The following is a 15,539-nucleotide window of genomic DNA, read 5'->3' on the forward strand; positions in this document are numbered from 1 at the left end:
CTCCGATCCTACTTTTTAAGCAGGCGCAGGCCGTTGAACACCACCAGCAGGCTGACGCCCATGTCGGCAAAGACGGCCATCCACATCGTCGCCTGCCCCGTTAGGGTAATGGCGAGAAACAGGGCCTTGATCCCTAACGCCAGCACGATGTTCTGCTTGAGGATGGCGGCGGTCTGTTGAGACAGGCGGATGAAGGCCGGGATCTTGCGCAGGTCGTCATCCATCAAGGCCACATCCGCAGTTTCGATGGCAGTGTCTGTGCCTGCGGCGGCCATGGCGAAACCGATTTCAGACTTCGCCAGCGCCGGCGCATCGTTGATGCCATCGCCGACCATCCCAACAACGTAGCCGCGCGCTTGCAATGCTTCAACGGCCTGCAATTTGTCGACTGGCAGGAGATTGCCGCGTGCCTCGTCGATGCCTACCTGCTGTGCAATCGCATCTGCGGTGTGCGGGTTATCGCCGGTCAGCATTGTGGTCTTCACGCCAAGCGCGTGAAGTTCCTCAATTGCCTGGCGGCTGGAGTCCTTGACGGTATCGGCAACGGCGAACAGGGCAATGGCACGCTGCGGATTGCACAGCACCACCACTGTTTTACCTTGGCGTTCGAGACGCTCCAGCGTCGCTTCCAGCTCGGGTGAGCAGAGGCCAAGCTCTTCCACCAGACGGTGGTTACCCAGGTGGAAATCTATGCCTTCGATGGTGCCTCGAACACCTCGACCCAGTAGGGCTTCGAATCCCTCAACGGCAGCAAACGTCAGGCCATTCTCAGTGGCATGCTTGGCTATCGCTTGCGATACCGGATGGTCAGACCGACTGGCGAGGCTGGCGGCATGTGTGCGGTAGACTTCTGAGTCCTGATCAACCAGCGGCATGTAATCGGTCTGCACCGGCTTGCCGTGAGTAATAGTGCCGGTCTTGTCGAGTGCCAGGAAGCCAAGCTTGCCGCCGGTTTCCAGATAGACGCCGCCTTTGACCAAAATGCCTTTACGCGCCGCCGCTGCCAGGCCACTGACAATGGTGACGGGCGTCGAGATGACCAAGGCGCAAGGGCAAGCGACCACCAGCAGCACCAAGGCACGGTAGATCCAGTCGTACCAGGGCTCGGCCATGAAGAGTGGCGGCACAATGGCGATAGCCAGGGCGAATAGGAATACGACAGGGGTGTATACCTTGGCGAACTGATCGACAAAGCGCTGGGTCGGCGCACGTGAACCCTGCGCCTCTTCGACCGCGTGAATGATACGTGCCAGCGTAGTGTTGGCAGCGGCTGCCACGACGCGGTATTCCAGCGAGCCTGCTTGATTGATGGTGCCAGCAAAAACCGGGTCTCCGACGGTTTTCTCTACGGGCAGGCTTTCCCCCGTGATCGGCGCTTGGTTGATGGTGGAGTTGCCGGAAGTCACCTCGCCGTCGAGACCGATTCGTTCGCCAGGTCGAACCCTGACCAATGAGCCTACGGCGATGGTCTTAACGTCAACGTCCAGCCATGTGCCATCGACCTGCTGCACCGTGGCGCGCTCAGGGGTCAGATCCATCAGGCCACGGATGGCATTGCGAGCCCGATCCAGCGACTTCGCTTCGATCAACTCGGCGACAGAAAAGAGGAACATGACCATGGCCGCTTCTGGCCATTGCCCAATCAGCACCGCACCGGTCACCGCGATACTCATCAGCGCATTGATGTTCAGGTTGCGGTTCTTCAGCGCGATCCAGCCCTTTTTATAGGTCGTTAGGCCGCACAGCAGAATGGCGAGCAGCGCCACGCCAGCCACAACCCACTCTGGCGCAAGCTCGGCAAAGTGGATCACTTCCGCCGATACGGCGGCCACGCCCGAGAGCGCCAAGGGCCACCAGGCTTTCTTGTGCGGGGTGCCTTGTGCTTCTTCGCTTGCTGTTGCTGAACCCTCAACCACTGGCGTGAAACCAAGCTCGCGAATCGCTGCCAGTGCTGCTGGCAGCGCTTCTGCTGTGTGGCTGAGCGTCAGTACACGTTGAAGCAGGTTGAACTCCAATGCACTGATGCCGGGTAGCGAGGTCAGCTTGTCGCGGATGAGCTTTTCTTCAGTTGGGCAGTCCATCTGTTCGATTTTGATGCGGGCTTGCCCTTCAGCAGATAGCGGTTCTGCCTGCATTCCCAGGGACGAGATCGCCGCTTCGATAGGCGCGGTCGAAGGCAAGCTGTGCCATACCCCAAGAATCCGATTGATCAGGTTGAAGTCGAGCTTATCTATGCCTGCCAGCTTGCTCAGCTTGTCCTGAATCAGCGACTGTTCGGTAGGGCAGTCCATTTGTTCAATACGGAAACTGCTGAGCCTGGAGCCAACCATGGCATTTACCGTTGTAGTTGCCGTGGCCGAGCACTTAAACGCGCCGCTGGGGTCACAGCAGACATCCTTTGAAACCGCTTCAGGTTTTTGTTCATCACTGCAGCAACCAGCCATGGGGGTATCCTTATTGGTCAGTGCTGTAGAGTGAACACCCTGAAGCCACTACAGGGTCAAGAGTTTGTAGAAGGGGTATTTCATGAAAATTGGAGAGCTGGCCAAGCTTGTCGATTGCCAGGTTGAAACGGTTCGCTATTACGAGCGTGAAGGGCTGTTGCCGACACCGGCTCGCAGCGAGGGCAATTATCGTCTTTACAGCAGTGAGCATCTTGAGAGGCTTACGTTTATTCGTAATTGCCGAACACTGGACATGACCCTGGACGAGATCAGAAGCTTGTTGGCGCTGATGGATCGGCCAGAGGGGAACTGTGAGGGTGTGAATAGCTTAGTGGATGAGCACATCGAGCATGTGCAAGCGCGAGTGACCAGCCTGCTGGCACTGCAACAACAGCTGGTTGAGTTACGCCACCGTTGCGCCTCTGAGCGGGGTGTAGACGAGTGTGGAATTCTTCAGCGGCTGAACACCACTGGCGGAGTCAGTGCACTTCCAGATGATGGCCATACCCACGTTGGGAAAAGCCATCGCCACTAAACAATGCGCCACCACCTGCAGTACTCGGCACGAGACATTGCAGGCGGTGGTGCGGGTTCGTTTGTTTACAAACTGCAAGCGCTTATTTGCTTTGTTCGATTTCAGCTTTAACCAGATCAATCAGTGGCTGTGCACCAAAGCTCAGGAGCGGCTTGCCATTCACAAAGAACGTGGGCGTCTGGCGCACGGCAGCAGCTTGGGCATCCTGGGCGTCTGTTTTAAGCGTTTCGGTGATATCGGTAGCCATCATCTCTGCGCGGGCCTTTTCCACATCTAAGCCTGCAGCTTCAGCAGCCTCCCAGGCTTTGAGCACCTGAGGGTCACTGTGCCATTGCGGTTGAGCCGCGATGATTGCCTCCAGAACCGGCTCATAGACCCCCTGCTTACGCGCAGTTTCAAGGATTCTTGCCGCTGTTTCAGAGCCTTCATGGAAGAGGACGTAACGCAGCACCAAGCGCACATCTTTCGGGTTCTCAGCCAGGATCTGCTTAACCAGTGGAAAGAAGGCACGGCAGGCTTCGCAGGACGGATCGAAGAACTCAACAATGGTTACTGGCGCATTAGCGGCACCGATAACTGGCGAATGGAAGCGCACCAAGGAGCTGGTTGCCGGGGCCGCTGGCGGAGTTTCTTCGCTTGCCGAATATCGATCATAAACGAATGCCGCAGCAGCGAAGCCGAGCGCAGTAAGAATGCTGATGACGAGGACGATTGCACGTCTGCTCATAGGGAAGACCTCCGGCGGATGAGAACAAGAAGAACAGCGATAAGGGTGAATGCACCCAGCGAAAGCAGTGGCAGCGGTATGCTGCCGAAAATCATCATGTCAGCGCTGGAGCATGATGGGCCTGCACCACAGGGCTTGATGCTCTCCGGGATGATCCCGAGGTAGAGCAGGCTGTGGTAAAGCGCGATGAGCCAACCCACGACGGTAACTGGCAACGCATAGCGCCAGACGCCGAAATCTGAGATGTAGCAACCAACGGTCAGAATCACGACCAGTGGGAACATGAATGCGCGCTGGAACCAGCAGAGAACGCAGGGTGTTTTCCCCATGACCTCGCCGATGAACAGCGCGGCTAAAGTTGCAACAAGCGCAATACCCCAGGCCATAAGTAGCAGTCCCCAGGGGTTGATAGCGTGAGTGTTTGTCTCTGCTTCCTTCATGGTTGACACCTGCCCTCGACTGAGGTGGATGGCGCGGAAACTAGCTTTGGCGCTATACCGCTTGTGGTGACGTCTTGAGCCCGTGCATCTGCCATGCCCATAACCATCAACGAGATGGCGAACAGCGATAAGAGCGCCGGGCGGCGTAGGTGCGCGGACAGAGCCACGAACCAGCGAGGAGAAAGCGATTGCATAAGTTGATCCTGGATTGCAGTGGTCTTTGGCCGCAATGCGGCTTTGTCTAGATCACGCGTCTGGATCGTGGAGGGCGCTCAATCAGGTAGATAGGGCGAACTGGCGTAGCTTGATCCGAAATAGCCGCAAGTGCGTTGTTTTCTGCTTGGGCAGGCAGGGTAAGCAACGGCCCGAGGTAAGGGGTTTCATGCACATGGTCAGCAGTCACCGGCGAGTGCCGATGATCTTCACACCATGAGCAAGAGGGGGCTGTATCTGTGGACAAACTACTGTGCGTGGATTCGCTTTTGAATCCCGCTTGCGGCTCTGTACCCGTCAACAAGGAAGATGTATGCCAGACCATGACCAGCAGTAATGCCAGGCTCAGTGCAAGTACTGCTTGAGTTGTAATAGTACGGCTGGGCATCGTTGATGTCGGTAGGCATTAAGTGGGGGAGGGAGGTTTGATCCTAGCCTCATTGAAAATACGGTCGTCGTACGAATTGTCCCGCATGAGATCACTCTCAGGTGGGCGGCACAAGCACCATAGGCATCGCATAACCTTTTAAAAGGTGACGCGCCCAAAGGGCTAATTACACAGTGCACGGCGGCTGTTAACGATGGTTCCTTGCTGATTATATGGAGTGAGCAAGCAGGCTTTGAAGAAGGAAAACCCACACTAGCTGAGCGTGCGGATCAGGTGCAGTGCTACTAGATGACTAGGGTAGAACCAGTAGCCCCAGCGCTTGACCGGCCAGATCCTGAAATGGCGCGTTCGGCGCAGTAGCCATAGCCCAATTAAGGGCGCCGCGAACGCTGTGGCCAGGATCAGCAACGTATAGGGCTGCAACTCCCACTCCGCGAGCCAGCGGTTACGGCTGTTGGCCAGTACGCAAAGTGCGGCTGGCAATAGCCAAACCAGACCAGGGCGTTGCATGGCCAGCAACAATGCTGCCGGCAACAGCGCACCGAAAATCCCGTACATCAGGCGTTCTTGAATCAGCACTGCCAGGCTCACTCCGGCCAGAGCCAGAATAAGGCCATCGCGGCCACGATGGTGTGCGCCCCAGACGATAAGCAGGCCCAGCAGCAGCGAGGGCATTACATTGAGCGTGCTACTGTCGCTGGAAAGCAGGCGATAGGGCAACTCCGAGATCACGGCAAACGCAACCATCCAGCCCAAATAACGAACGTTGTCATCGGTGTACAGTGCTCCCGATTGCGAGCGCGCCACATTGGCTGCAATGCCCAGGCAGAACAGCGGGAACGCTAAACGACCGACGATAAACAGCCATTCGGCTTCAGGCCAAACGTAGCGCAAGTGATCCAGCAGCATCGTCAGCATCGCCAGCCACTTGATCAGATCCAGGTTGGCGTCGCGTGCATGCGGGCTCACCCGAACCACCCAAGCGTCAGCGCAGCCAGCAGCAGGTAGCGAGTGGCCTTGGCCAGCGTCACGACTAACAGGAAGCTCCAGAACGGTTCGCGCATGACACCGGCTACCACGGTAAGTGGATCACCAATGATCGGTACCCAACTGAGCAGCAGCGACCAGCGACCGAAGCGGTGATACGCCTGCTGGACCCTTTCCAGCTTGCCTTCGCTGACGGGAAACCAGCGCTTGTGCCGGTAGTGCTCGATGGAGCGACCCAGCAGCCAGTTCAGCACCGAGCCCAGCACATTGCCCGTGGTGGCCACCGCCAGTAGTGTCCATGCTGTATAGCGGTCAGTCAGCAGCAACCTGACCAGTACCGCCTCCGACTGCATGGGCAGCAGCGTGGCGGCACCGAAGGCTGTGAGGAACAGACCGAAATAACCGGATAACTCCCACATCGGCTAGGCGTTCAGGCCGATCCAACCGTGGAAACCGACGTAAATCCCCACGCCGATGATCAGCAAGCTGGACAGGTAAGGGGCGCGACGCGCTACAGCGCCAAGCCACGGCCAGCGACTGGAGGCTTGGCGAGCGCCGATAGCGGCGGCAGCGCCAACGGTGACCAGAGTGATGGCCAAACCAATGCTGAAGCACAACACCAGTACGGCTCCCAGCGCAACTTCCTTCACTTGCAGGCAGAGCAGCAGCACGGTGATTGCGGCCGGACACGGAATCAGCCCTCCCGTTAGGCCGAACATGATGATCTGACTGGTGGTGACGTTAAGGCTGCTGAAGCGTTTGCGGATGTCGTTGGCGTGCGCCCGTTCATGGGCATCTTGATAGCCCTCCAGCGACAGTTCCAGTTCCTCCTGCTCAGCATGCTCATGACCGTGGCTGTGCTCGCGGAACTCCAGGTCATAGTCGTGGGAATGACCGGTATGGCCCAGGCTAAGCCGTGCAGTGAAGTCATGGGGCTCAGGAATCTCGACCAGTGATTCCAGATAGCCTCCTCGGTCTACGAACCAGAATTGTTCGGTCTGGCCATCGGGCCGGGTAGCCAGCAGGCTCACTTCAATAGCCGACCAGGTATGGCCACTCAAGGACTTCAGCCGCCAGCGTGGTGAAACTCCTTCTTCAAAGATCGACAGCTCGATACACCCATGCCCGGTATCGATGCGATGGGTTTCATCGTGTTGGTGATGGTCATTGCCCTCCTCGAAGCGCCACATCTGCTCGCCACGCCAAGTGCGCCAAAGCATCCACAAGGCGATAGTGATAATGATCGCTGCGGACGCGAGCTGGAAATAAGGCTCGGTGGTTTCGGCATCCAGGCCTTGTCCTAGGTACATGCCAGCCATGGCCACTAGCCAGACCACGGCTGTGTGCGAAAGCGTTGCAGCAAGACCCAGCAGAATGGCCTGCTTCACCGAGCCACGAATGGCCACGATAAATGCCGCCATCATGGTTTTTGAATGCCCTGGCTCCAGGCCATGCAAGGCACCGAGCAAGATGGCACTGGGGAAATACAGCCAGGCCTGCGAGGCCCCCTGTTGCAGCAGTTCGGCGAAGCTCGACATGGGAAGAGGCCTAGAGGTACTTGGTGATTTGCTTGAAGTCTTCGAGTGATGCGCGCTCGCCTATTGCAAGTGCTTCGACCGTGTGTTCCAGGCAGTGGTCGATATGGTCTTGGATCAGCACACGCTTGGCCTGGCAGACGGCTTTCTCTACGGCATGCAACTGCTGAGCGATGTCGACGCAGGCACGGCTGTCTTCGATCATGGTGACGATGCTGCGCAGGTGGCCCTCCGCACGCTTCAACCTTTTGATGATGTCGCCATGACTTTGGTGCTGGTGGCCGTGTTCGTGATCGCTCATACCTTGAGTCTCGTGCGTCGATGAATTACGCTCGCATGCTATCCCCCTGGGGGGGATATGGTCAAACCGACCACCCCTCCAGAAAAGCCACCCGCTTAGGCATCGAAAGAACCACAACATGCTCACCAATCCCATCAGCACCAAGGTGATTTTTGCCCTTGCTCTCGCCATATTGATGGCTTGGGCTGGACATACCTCTGCGCTGTTTATGGGATCGAGCCAGCCTTCCTTGAGTGGCAATGACGGTGCTCATTCGCATGCGCATGGTGACGAGACGCTGGCCTGTGCTGCGTACGGTGATCACTGCCACTCGCCGCTGACCGCCGACCATCTACATGAAACACCACACCTGACTGCGCTGCTGAGCATCAGCACGCTGCCAGAACGTGCGCAGCCGATACCCGCCCCTCGCTACTCCATTCCTCCAAGCCCGATCTTCCTGATCGAGCGGCCACCGCGCGCCACATTTGTGCTCTGACACAGGCCGCTGTGCGGCCCAAGACCCCTTTAATTTAGGACTCAACCATGCAATCGCTATCTATGGGCGCAATGGACGCATCTGTCGTGCGCCCGAATCGCTCGTTACTACTGTTGCTGCTGTTCACGGCATTGCTGTTTCTCGGCATGCCTGACGCACTGGCCCACGCTGTCGCCGAGGGCGACAAGGGCTTTATCCAGGAAAGCTCCGGGGTGATGGTGCTGCCGTTCATCTACATGGGCGCTAAGCACATGATCACCGGCTACGACCACCTGCTGTTCCTCTTCGGGGTGATCTTCTTTCTCTACCGCCTGAAGGACGTGGGGCTCTACGTCACCCTGTTCGCCCTGGGTCACACCGTGACGCTGCTATTGGGCGTACTGGCGGAAATCAACATCAGCTCCTATGTGATCGACGCCATCATCGGTTTCTCGGTGGTGTACAAGGCGCTGGATAACCTGGGCGCATTCCAGCGCTGGTTCGGCCATCAGCCGAACACCAAAGCGGCCACGCTGATTTTCGGCCTGCTGCATGGTTTTGGTCTGGCGACCAAGATTCAGGAATACGAGATCTCGGCAGATGGCCTGATCACCAACCTGATCGCCTTCAACGTCGGCGTCGAAATCGGTCAGCTCCTGGCCCTGGGCGCAATTTTGATTGTCATGGGCTACTGGCGACGTACCGCCAGCTTCTGGCGTCATGCCTACACCGCCAACGTCGCCATGATGAGCGCCGGTTTCCTCTTGATGGGTTACCAGCTCACCGGCCTGATCGTCTCTCAGTAAGGAATTCTCAGCATGTTCAATACCCAGCTTCCGACCCAAAGCGAATTGCCTACCAGCCACCAACTGCTGCGCTCCACTGTGATCGCCGTGGGTGTTGCCGCAGCCTTACTGGTCACCGTGGTGATGCCTTCGGAGTACGCCATCGACCCAACGGGCGTTGGTCGCGTACTCGGCCTGACCCAGATGGGCGAAATGAAGATAACCCTGGCCGAAGAAGCGGCAGCGGATGCAGCGGTTCAGCCAGCTGCGGCTCCAGTCGCTCAAGCTCCCGCGCCTGTTCAGCCGGTAGTGCAAGAGCCTGTTGCAGCAGCACCTGTGGCCGAACCCGTAGCTGAGCCTGAGCCAGTCCTGAAGTCAGATGAAGTGACCGTCACGCTGAAGCCGGGCGAGGCCAGTGAAATCAAACTGGAGATGCTGGACAAGGCCACGGTCAGCTACGAGTGGACGACCAATGGTGTTCCGGTCAACCACGACACCCATGGCGAACCCTACAACGGCCCAAAGGGCTACTACCACAGCTATAGCAAGGGTAAGCAGATCAAGGGCGACAAGGGTGAATTCACCGCCATCTTCGACGGTACACACGGCTGGTTCTGGCGCAACCGCAGCAACCGCGACGTGACCATCACGCTGAAGACCAAGGGCGATTACCTGAGCGTTAAACGCGTGATTTAAGACAGATAAGCCCCTTCGTCATATGGCGGAGGGGCTCACCTGAACATTCAGAGCTATAGCTCCTGTGGTTAGTAACTCTTTCGTTTACCCCGTCGACGCATCAACCAATAGGCGGCAGGCAACACCAGCATGGACAGCAGCGGGGCTGTGATCATGCCGCCAACCATAGGTGCGGCAATGCGTTTCATGACCTCTGAACCCGCTCCGCCACCCCAGAGAATGGGCAGCAGGCCAGCGATGATCACGGCAACGGTCATCACCTTGGGTCTGACACGCAGGACAGCTCCTTCGCGAATTGCCTCCAGCAGGGCCGGATCGTCGCTGCGCCCTGCATCCACGCGCGCATGCCAGGCGTTCTTCAGATACAGCAGCATGATCACCCCAAATTCCGCCGAGACTCCCGCCAAGGCGATAAAGCCGACCCCAGTGGCAACCGACAGGTTGAAGCCGAACCAGTAGAGCAACCAGACACCGCCTGACAGGGCGAAGGGTAGTGTGGCCATGATCAACAGGGCCTCGCTGAAACGGCTGAATGTCAGGTAGAGCAGCACGAAGATGATCAGCAAGGTCGCCGGCACGACCCAAGTCAGGCGTGCATTGGCGCGCTCTAGGAATTCAAATTGACCGGAGTAGGAGACTGTCACCCCCGCAACCAGTGGCACACCATTCGTGACACGCTCCTGCAGTTCTCGCACAGTCGATGCCAGATCGCGACCGCGGACATCGACATAGACCCAGCCCGAGAGACGCCCGTTCTCGCTGCGCAACATCGGCGGCCCTTCTGTCAGACTGATCTGGGCGACGGTTCCTAGGGTGATTTGCTGGCCCACTGCGGTGAGAATCGGCATGCGCTGCAACGCTTCCGGGCTGTCACGCCACTCCCTGGGATAGCGCAGGCTGATCGGGAAGCGGGCCAGCCCCTCGACCGTTTCACCGATATTGCTGCCGCCTATAGCGCCCGATACCACCGCCTGCACGTCGGCGATGCTCAGGCCATAGCGCGCCGCGGCCAGGCGATCGATCTGGATGTCCACATAGCGACCGCCGGTCAGCCGCTCCGCCAGCGCCGAACTCACGCCAGGTACCTCCTTGGCCACGGCCTCAATGTCACGCGTTATGCGCTCAATCTCGGCCAGCGAGGTTCCGGAAACTTTCACCCCGATGGGACTCTTGATCCCCGTGGCCAGCATATCGATGCGGTTACGGATCGGTGGAACCCAGATGTTGGACAGCCCCGGGACTTTCACCGCCTGGTCCAATGCCTCGATGAGCTTCTCTGGTGTCATTCCCGGGCGCCACTGATCGCGCGGCTTGAACTGTACCGTGGTCTCGAACATCTCCAGCGGCGCTGGGTCGGTGGCCGTTTCTGCTCGACCGGCTTTGCCGAACACCCGCGCCACTTCCGGCACGGTAAGGATCATCCGGTTGGTCTGCTGCAGCAACTGACTGGCCTTGCTTGCCGGCAGGCCGGGCAGGGCAGATGGCATGTACAGCAGATCGCCCTCATCCATGGGTGGCAGGAACTCACCGCCTAGCTGGCTAAGTGGCCAGACGCTAGAGAGAAAAACCACTAATGCCAGCGTCAGCGTTGTTTTCGGCCAAGCCAGCACCGCTTCCAACACCGGCCGGTAGGCATTGATCAGCCAGCGATTTAGCGGGTTTTGCTGTTCGTTGGGGATATGCCCACGAATCCAGTAGCCCATCAGCACCGGCACCAGGGTGACCGACAGTCCGGCGGCGGCCGCCATGGCATAGGTCTTGGTAAAGGCCAGTGGGCCAAATAACCGGCCCTCCTGAGCCTCCAGAGTGAAAACGGGGAGGAAGGACAGGGTGATGATCAGCAGGCTGAAGAACAGCGCGGGCCCGACTTCGGCTGCGGCTTCGCCGATCACTCGCCAGTGCGCCTCGCCATGGAGGTGCTCATCAGGATTCCGGGCCTTCCAGGCCTCGATGTGCTTGTGCGCGTTCTCGATCATCACCACGGCTGCGTCGACCATGGCACCGATGGCGATGGCGATCCCGCCGAGCGACATGATGTTGGCATTGACGCCTTGGTAGCGCATGACAATGAAGGCCATCAGGATGCCCAGGGGCAGGGTGATGATCGCGACCAGCGACGAGCGCAGGTGCCAGAGGAAGATCAGGCAAACCAGGGCAACCACCGCGAACTCTTCCAGCAGCTTATAGCTGAGGTTGTCGATGGCGCGGTCGATCAGTTGCGAACGGTCATAGGTGGTGACCACCTCGACGCCGGCCGGCAGGCTGCCCTTCAGGCTGTCCAGCCTGGTCTTCACCGCGGCGATGGTATCGCGGGCATTTTTGCCGGAGCGAAGGATGACTACGCCGCCTACCACTTCACCCTGACCATCCAACTCGGCAATGCCACGCCGCATCTCTGGTCCCAGTTGAATGGTGGCCACCTGACCCAGAAGCACCGGAATTCCGCCTGCCGAAGCCCGCAGCGGCACATTGCGGAAATCCTCCAGGCTCTCTAGATAGCCTGAAGCCCGCACCATGTACTCGCGCTCCGCCAGCTCCAGGATGGCGCCGCCGGTTTCCTGATTGGCGCTCTTCAGCGCCGCTTCGACCTCCTGCTGAGTTACCCCATAAGCCACCAGCTTTTGCGGATCGAGCAGCACCTGATACTGCTTGACCATGCCCCCGAGGGTAGCCACTTCGGCCACGTTGGGTAGGCTCTTGAGCTCGTACTTGAGGAACCAGTCCTGCAGCGCCCGTAGCTGCGCAAGATCATGTTGGCCGCTGCGGTCGACCAGGGCGTACTGGTAGATCCAACCCACGCCCGTGGCATCCGGCCCGAGGGTGGTGGTAACACCCTCGGGCAGGCGCTCCTGCGCCTGGTTGAGGTACTCCAATACGCGCGAGCGCGCCCAGTAGAGGTCGGTATCGTCCTCGAACAGCACATAAACGAATGAGTCACCAAAGAACGAGTAGCCGCGCACCGTCTTCGCCCCCGGTACCGAGAGCATGGTGGTCGCCAGTGGGTAGGTCACCTGGTTCTCGACGATCTGCGGCGCCTGTCCGGGAAAGCTGGTTCTGATGATGACCTGGGTATCGGACAGGTCCGGCAGTGCATCCAACGGCGTGTTGCGCAGCGACCAGACGCCCAGGGCGGTGATGAACAGGGTCGCCAGCAGCACCAGGAAGCGATTGCCGATAGACCAGTGGATCAGGCGCGCGATCATGGCCGCTCTCCTTGATTGACGAGCCGCTCGACCCGCAGGCCGGAATCCGTCTGGCGGACGCCGATACGCACGTGATCCCCGGGCTTAAGCCCAGCCGCTACTTCGGGGCTGGCCAGTGGAAATGCCATGGTCATACCGGGCATATTCAGGCTCTCGAATGGCCCGTGCTCCAGGGTGACTTCCTCAGCGTCCAGAGCGCGAATCACACCATGGGACTCATGTAGTTCCTTCTCATTGTCCTGCTCGGCATGGCTGGCCATGATGCCCTGCAGGCTGGCTTCCGAATCGATGAGGAACTGGCCGGAGGTGACGACCGCCTGACCTTCCTCTAGGCCGGACAGCACTTCGAGGCGCCCATCGGCCTCGCGGCCCAGACTGATTTCCTGGGGACGGTAGCGTCCGTCGCCTTCGGCCAGCATCACCAATGCACGCTTGCCGGTGCGAATCACGGCTTCACTCGGCACAAGAAGCGCGGGTTGTTCGACGGTACTGTTCAGGCGTACGGCGGCGAACATGCCGGGGCGCAACTTACCGGCAGGGTTGGGTAGCTCGCTGCGTACCGTGAGCGTGCGCGTTTGCGGGTCGGCACTCGGCAACAAAGCGATGACGCGGCCCTGCAGCGGTTGCCCGGGGAAGGCGGTCAGGGTGGCGCGGATGTCAGCCCCAACCTGAACCATTCCAGCCATTGCTTCGGGTATCGCCGCATCGAGCCAGACCGTGGACAGCCCGTTGATCCTGGCCAGGTCCTGACCCGCCTCCACGGTCATCCCGGCGCGTACCTGCAAGGCTTGGAGCTCGCCGGCGATAGGTGTGGTGAGGGTTTGCACCGCCCGCGGTTTGCCGCTGCGGCGAACCTGCTCGATCAACGCTTGAGGCATGCCGAGCAGGCGCAGGCGCTCTTGGGTCGCACTTATCAAGCGAATGTCAGCGGTACGCAGTACCGCCAGGAACTCCAACTGCGCGGCGAACCACTCGGGAATCAGCAGGTCGACCAGGGGGGTACCGGCAGGCAGCACATCGCCCGGGGCACGCCCGTAAACCCGCTCGACGAATCCGCCGGCGCGGGCCTGGAGGTTCGCCACTTCTCGCTGGTTATAGGCCAGGGAACCCACCGCCTCGATATCCGAGGGCAGTACACCTCGGATCACCATCGAGGTTCGCATTCCGAGGTTCTGCACGGCTTGAGCGGGGATGCTCAGGACAGACGGATCCTGCTCGGATCCTGCGTATTTAGGGACAAGTTCCATATCCATGAAAGGTGACTTGCCCGGTTTATCGAAGCGCTGCTCAGGCTGCATAGGGTCGTACCAATAGAGCACCTTGCGCTCGTCCGTCGGTGCGGAGCTAGGCAGTAGCTCGTGTTTGGCTTGCCGCTGGGCCAGCCAGTAGCCACCGCCCGCCGCGCCAATGCCCACGGTCAGCACGGCGACCGCAAAACCAAATGTCGATATCTTCATTTCAGGCCCTCCACATAGGCGTAGTACAGGCTTGCGGAGAGCTGGCTCAACTTGCGCTGCTGTTCAATCTGCCGCAGCTGCGCCTCAATCAGGTCGCGCTGGGCAGTAATAACGGATGTGAGCTGGCTGTTACCGGCTTGGTAGGCGGCCAGTTCGAGATCGGCACGTTTGCTTGCAAGCGGGATCAAGGTTTTTTCGGTGCGTGACAAGGTCCTGCGCAGTTGCTCAAGCTCGGCAATACCGCCTTCCAGCTCAGCCTGATGGGCGCGCAGTAATGCTTCCTGCTCGGCTTCCATCTGCGACACGCTTTGTTGTCTGGCGTTGATCTTGGGCCCCTGACGTGTGCCTACGAACAACGGCAGGTCGAAGGTGAATTGCACCATCACCATATCGCCGAACTGGTTGTCGCGATTGTTGTAGGCAAACTCGACACCCCAGTCGGGAGTCTTTTCGGCGATGGCCTCGTTCAGCTCGGCGCTAGCCTCGCCGACTCGGGCCGAGGCAGCGCGCAACTCAGGGTGTGAGGCAATGCGTTGCGGCAGGTGCGGTGCCTCCAGGCTCAGATTGGGAACACCTCCTTGCAAAGGCTGATCGGCCTCGTTGCCTATCCAGCGGCGCAGCTTGGCACGAGCCACTGCTACATCGCGATTCAGCTCGTCTCGCCGATCCTGCAATGCCAAAGCTTCCTGGTCGGCCTGCAACAGCTCGCCAGGCTGAGCACTACCGCCGGCAATCAGCGATTGCACGGTCGAGCGGAGCATCTCGAGCTGACGATCCAGTTGATCGAAGAGGCCAACACTGCGTTCGGCGTAGTACACGTCCAGCCAGCTCACTGCCGTCAGGCGCTTGATTCCCAACTGCATGGCACGTTGCTCGGCTTCGGCCCGCGTCATGGAGGCTTCGGCCAGTTGGCGACGGGCCAGACGCTTGTCGCCGTTTGGTACCTCCTGCATGAGTCCAATGCGGCGCATGGTCATGGAGTCACGATTCAGGGTGTAACGGTCAGGGCCTTCGATCAGCAGGTTGTCGATGCCTAGAATAAGCTTGGGATCGGGCAGGGCGTCTGCGGGCCCTACAGCCTGCTGTGCCGATGCCACCTGCGCCTGGCGCGCGAGGTTCTCAGGGGCACTCTGCTCGGCCAGAGCTTGGGCTCGTTCGAAGGTTAGGGGCTGCGCCTGCGCGGCAAGCCAGGGAGCTGCCCAGAATGCGGCAGCCAACACGCCGAGATAGCCACGGCGTGTGAAAAGGAAAGCGGGCATGCTTTCGCCTCCAATGCGATTGATCGAGGTCGCCACCAAAAGCGTGGTCGCGACGATGCGCCTGGTTTAAAGGCGCGAAGATCACTGCATTAGACGAAACGAGGAGGGCGCC

General features: G+C 59.4%; 15 protein-coding genes. 5 read left to right on the plus strand and 10 right to left on the minus strand.

Annotation, left to right across the window (positions count from 1 at the left end):
- Positions 1 to 8 precede the first annotated feature (8 nt).
- Positions 9 to 2,291 carry a heavy metal translocating P-type ATPase gene (locus tag SOP97_RS00090; protein WP_170050755.1) on the minus strand — a complete coding sequence of 761 codons (2,283 nt, stop codon included), beginning with the start codon at positions 2,289 to 2,291 and terminating at the stop codon, positions 9 to 11.
- A 37-nt stretch (positions 2,292 to 2,328) separates the two neighbouring features.
- Between SOP97_RS00090 and SOP97_RS00095 the strand changes: the two genes are divergently transcribed.
- Positions 2,329 to 2,478 carry a hypothetical protein gene (locus SOP97_RS00095; RefSeq protein ID WP_170050749.1) on the plus strand — a complete coding sequence of 50 codons (150 nt, stop codon included), beginning with the start codon at positions 2,329 to 2,331 and terminating at the stop codon, positions 2,476 to 2,478.
- A gap of 48 nt (positions 2,479 to 2,526) precedes the next feature.
- On the plus strand, positions 2,527 to 2,979 hold the full coding sequence (gene cadR, locus SOP97_RS00100; RefSeq protein ID WP_322947529.1) for a Cd(II)/Pb(II)-responsive transcriptional regulator: 453 nt from the start codon (positions 2,527 to 2,529) through the stop codon (positions 2,977 to 2,979).
- 82 nt (positions 2,980 to 3,061) lie between these two features.
- On the opposite strand, the gene SOP97_RS00105 is transcribed toward cadR, so the two are convergent.
- From SOP97_RS00105 to mreA, 6 genes are all read right to left on the minus strand, one after another.
- On the minus strand, positions 3,062 to 3,706 hold the full coding sequence (locus SOP97_RS00105) for a DsbA family protein (protein WP_137821416.1): 645 nt from the start codon (positions 3,704 to 3,706) through the stop codon (positions 3,062 to 3,064).
- Positions 3,703 to 4,146, minus strand: a complete 444-nt coding sequence (locus SOP97_RS00110) for a disulfide bond formation protein B (RefSeq protein ID WP_322947531.1) — start codon at positions 4,144 to 4,146, stop codon at positions 3,703 to 3,705. Before SOP97_RS00110 ends, SOP97_RS00105 begins: the two co-directional genes overlap by 4 nt.
- Before the next feature lie 853 nt (positions 4,147 to 4,999).
- Positions 5,000 to 5,716, minus strand: coding sequence for a TraX family protein (locus SOP97_RS00115; RefSeq protein WP_282340359.1), 717 nt, complete (start codon positions 5,714 to 5,716; stop codon positions 5,000 to 5,002).
- The gene (locus tag SOP97_RS00120; RefSeq protein ID WP_137821414.1) at positions 5,713 to 6,153 is read right to left on the minus strand and encodes a YqaA family protein; all 441 of its coding nucleotides are present in this window, start codon (positions 6,151 to 6,153) and stop codon (positions 5,713 to 5,715) included. The genes SOP97_RS00115 and SOP97_RS00120 overlap by 4 nt, the downstream gene beginning before the upstream one ends.
- Positions 6,154 to 6,156: 3 nt before the next feature.
- Positions 6,157 to 7,272, minus strand: a complete 1,116-nt coding sequence (locus SOP97_RS00125; protein WP_322947534.1) for a nickel/cobalt efflux transporter — start codon at positions 7,270 to 7,272, stop codon at positions 6,157 to 6,159.
- Between the two features lie 10 nt (positions 7,273 to 7,282).
- Complete coding sequence (gene mreA, locus SOP97_RS00130) at positions 7,283 to 7,570, minus strand: metal-sensing transcriptional repressor MreA (RefSeq protein WP_045733414.1); 288 nt, start codon at positions 7,568 to 7,570, stop codon at positions 7,283 to 7,285.
- A 118-nt stretch (positions 7,571 to 7,688) separates the two neighbouring features.
- Between mreA and SOP97_RS00135 the strand changes: the two genes are divergently transcribed.
- From SOP97_RS00135 to SOP97_RS00145, 3 genes are read left to right on the plus strand one after another with little or no spacing between them, the layout of a single operon-like run.
- Positions 7,689 to 8,048: a hypothetical protein gene (locus SOP97_RS00135; protein ID WP_137821412.1), complete on the plus strand. Its 360-nt coding sequence runs from the start codon at positions 7,689 to 7,691 to the stop codon at positions 8,046 to 8,048.
- A 47-nt stretch (positions 8,049 to 8,095) separates the two neighbouring features.
- Positions 8,096 to 8,833 (plus strand): HupE/UreJ family protein, encoded by a 738-nt coding sequence (locus SOP97_RS00140; protein WP_137821411.1) that lies wholly within the window; start codon positions 8,096 to 8,098, stop codon positions 8,831 to 8,833.
- A gap of 12 nt (positions 8,834 to 8,845) precedes the next feature.
- Entirely contained in the window at positions 8,846 to 9,508 is a 663-nt protein-coding gene (locus SOP97_RS00145) for a transmembrane anchor protein (protein ID WP_322947538.1), read from the plus strand.
- A gap of 68 nt (positions 9,509 to 9,576) precedes the next feature.
- Here SOP97_RS00145 and SOP97_RS00150 read toward each other — a convergent pair whose 3' ends face one another.
- The 3 genes from SOP97_RS00150 to SOP97_RS00160 are packed head-to-tail and all read right to left on the minus strand — an operon-like array spanning position 9,577 to position 15,427.
- The gene (locus tag SOP97_RS00150) at positions 9,577 to 12,711 is read right to left on the minus strand and encodes an efflux RND transporter permease subunit (RefSeq protein WP_322947540.1); all 3,135 of its coding nucleotides are present in this window, start codon (positions 12,709 to 12,711) and stop codon (positions 9,577 to 9,579) included.
- Positions 12,708 to 14,168 carry an efflux RND transporter periplasmic adaptor subunit gene (locus SOP97_RS00155; protein ID WP_322947541.1) on the minus strand — a complete coding sequence of 487 codons (1,461 nt, stop codon included), beginning with the start codon at positions 14,166 to 14,168 and terminating at the stop codon, positions 12,708 to 12,710. The genes SOP97_RS00150 and SOP97_RS00155 overlap by 4 nt, the downstream gene beginning before the upstream one ends.
- Positions 14,165 to 15,427 carry a TolC family protein gene (locus SOP97_RS00160; protein ID WP_322947542.1) on the minus strand — a complete coding sequence of 421 codons (1,263 nt, stop codon included), beginning with the start codon at positions 15,425 to 15,427 and terminating at the stop codon, positions 14,165 to 14,167. The genes SOP97_RS00155 and SOP97_RS00160 overlap by 4 nt, the downstream gene beginning before the upstream one ends.
- Positions 15,428 to 15,539 lie beyond the last annotated feature (112 nt).

This window comes from Pseudomonas spirodelae (assembly GCF_034653255.1).
Taxonomy (GTDB): domain Bacteria; phylum Pseudomonadota; class Gammaproteobacteria; order Pseudomonadales; family Pseudomonadaceae; genus Aquipseudomonas; species Aquipseudomonas spirodelae.

What these genes read in the sequence shown, in the direction of transcription:
- SOP97_RS00145 (WP_322947538.1), top strand. Translation starts at nt 8,846, where the DNA reads ATGTTCAATACCCAGCTTCCGACCCAAAGCGAATTGCCTACCAGCCAC.
- SOP97_RS00135 (WP_137821412.1), top strand. Translation starts at nt 7,689, where the DNA reads ATGCTCACCAATCCCATCAGCACCAAGGTGATTTTTGCCCTTGCTCTC.
- SOP97_RS00090 (WP_170050755.1), bottom strand. Translation starts at nt 2,291, where the DNA reads ATGGACTGCCCTACCGAACAGTCGCTGATTCAGGACAAGCTGAGCAAG.
- SOP97_RS00105 (WP_137821416.1), bottom strand. Translation starts at nt 3,706, where the DNA reads ATGAGCAGACGTGCAATCGTCCTCGTCATCAGCATTCTTACTGCGCTC.
- SOP97_RS00095 (WP_170050749.1), top strand. Translation starts at nt 2,329, where the DNA reads ATGGCATTTACCGTTGTAGTTGCCGTGGCCGAGCACTTAAACGCGCCG.
- SOP97_RS00155 (WP_322947541.1), bottom strand. Translation starts at nt 14,168, where the DNA reads ATGAAGATATCGACATTTGGTTTTGCGGTCGCCGTGCTGACCGTGGGC.
- SOP97_RS00140 (WP_137821411.1), top strand. Translation starts at nt 8,096, where the DNA reads ATGCAATCGCTATCTATGGGCGCAATGGACGCATCTGTCGTGCGCCCG.
- SOP97_RS00125 (WP_322947534.1), bottom strand. Translation starts at nt 7,272, where the DNA reads ATGTCGAGCTTCGCCGAACTGCTGCAACAGGGGGCCTCGCAGGCCTGG.
- SOP97_RS00150 (WP_322947540.1), bottom strand. Translation starts at nt 12,711, where the DNA reads ATGATCGCGCGCCTGATCCACTGGTCTATCGGCAATCGCTTCCTGGTG.
- SOP97_RS00120 (WP_137821414.1), bottom strand. Translation starts at nt 6,153, where the DNA reads ATGTGGGAGTTATCCGGTTATTTCGGTCTGTTCCTCACAGCCTTCGGT.
- SOP97_RS00110 (WP_322947531.1), bottom strand. Translation starts at nt 4,146, where the DNA reads ATGAAGGAAGCAGAGACAAACACTCACGCTATCAACCCCTGGGGACTG.
- cadR (WP_322947529.1), top strand. Translation starts at nt 2,527, where the DNA reads ATGAAAATTGGAGAGCTGGCCAAGCTTGTCGATTGCCAGGTTGAAACG.
- mreA (WP_045733414.1), bottom strand. Translation starts at nt 7,570, where the DNA reads ATGAGCGATCACGAACACGGCCACCAGCACCAAAGTCATGGCGACATC.
- SOP97_RS00160 (WP_322947542.1), bottom strand. Translation starts at nt 15,427, where the DNA reads ATGCCCGCTTTCCTTTTCACACGCCGTGGCTATCTCGGCGTGTTGGCT.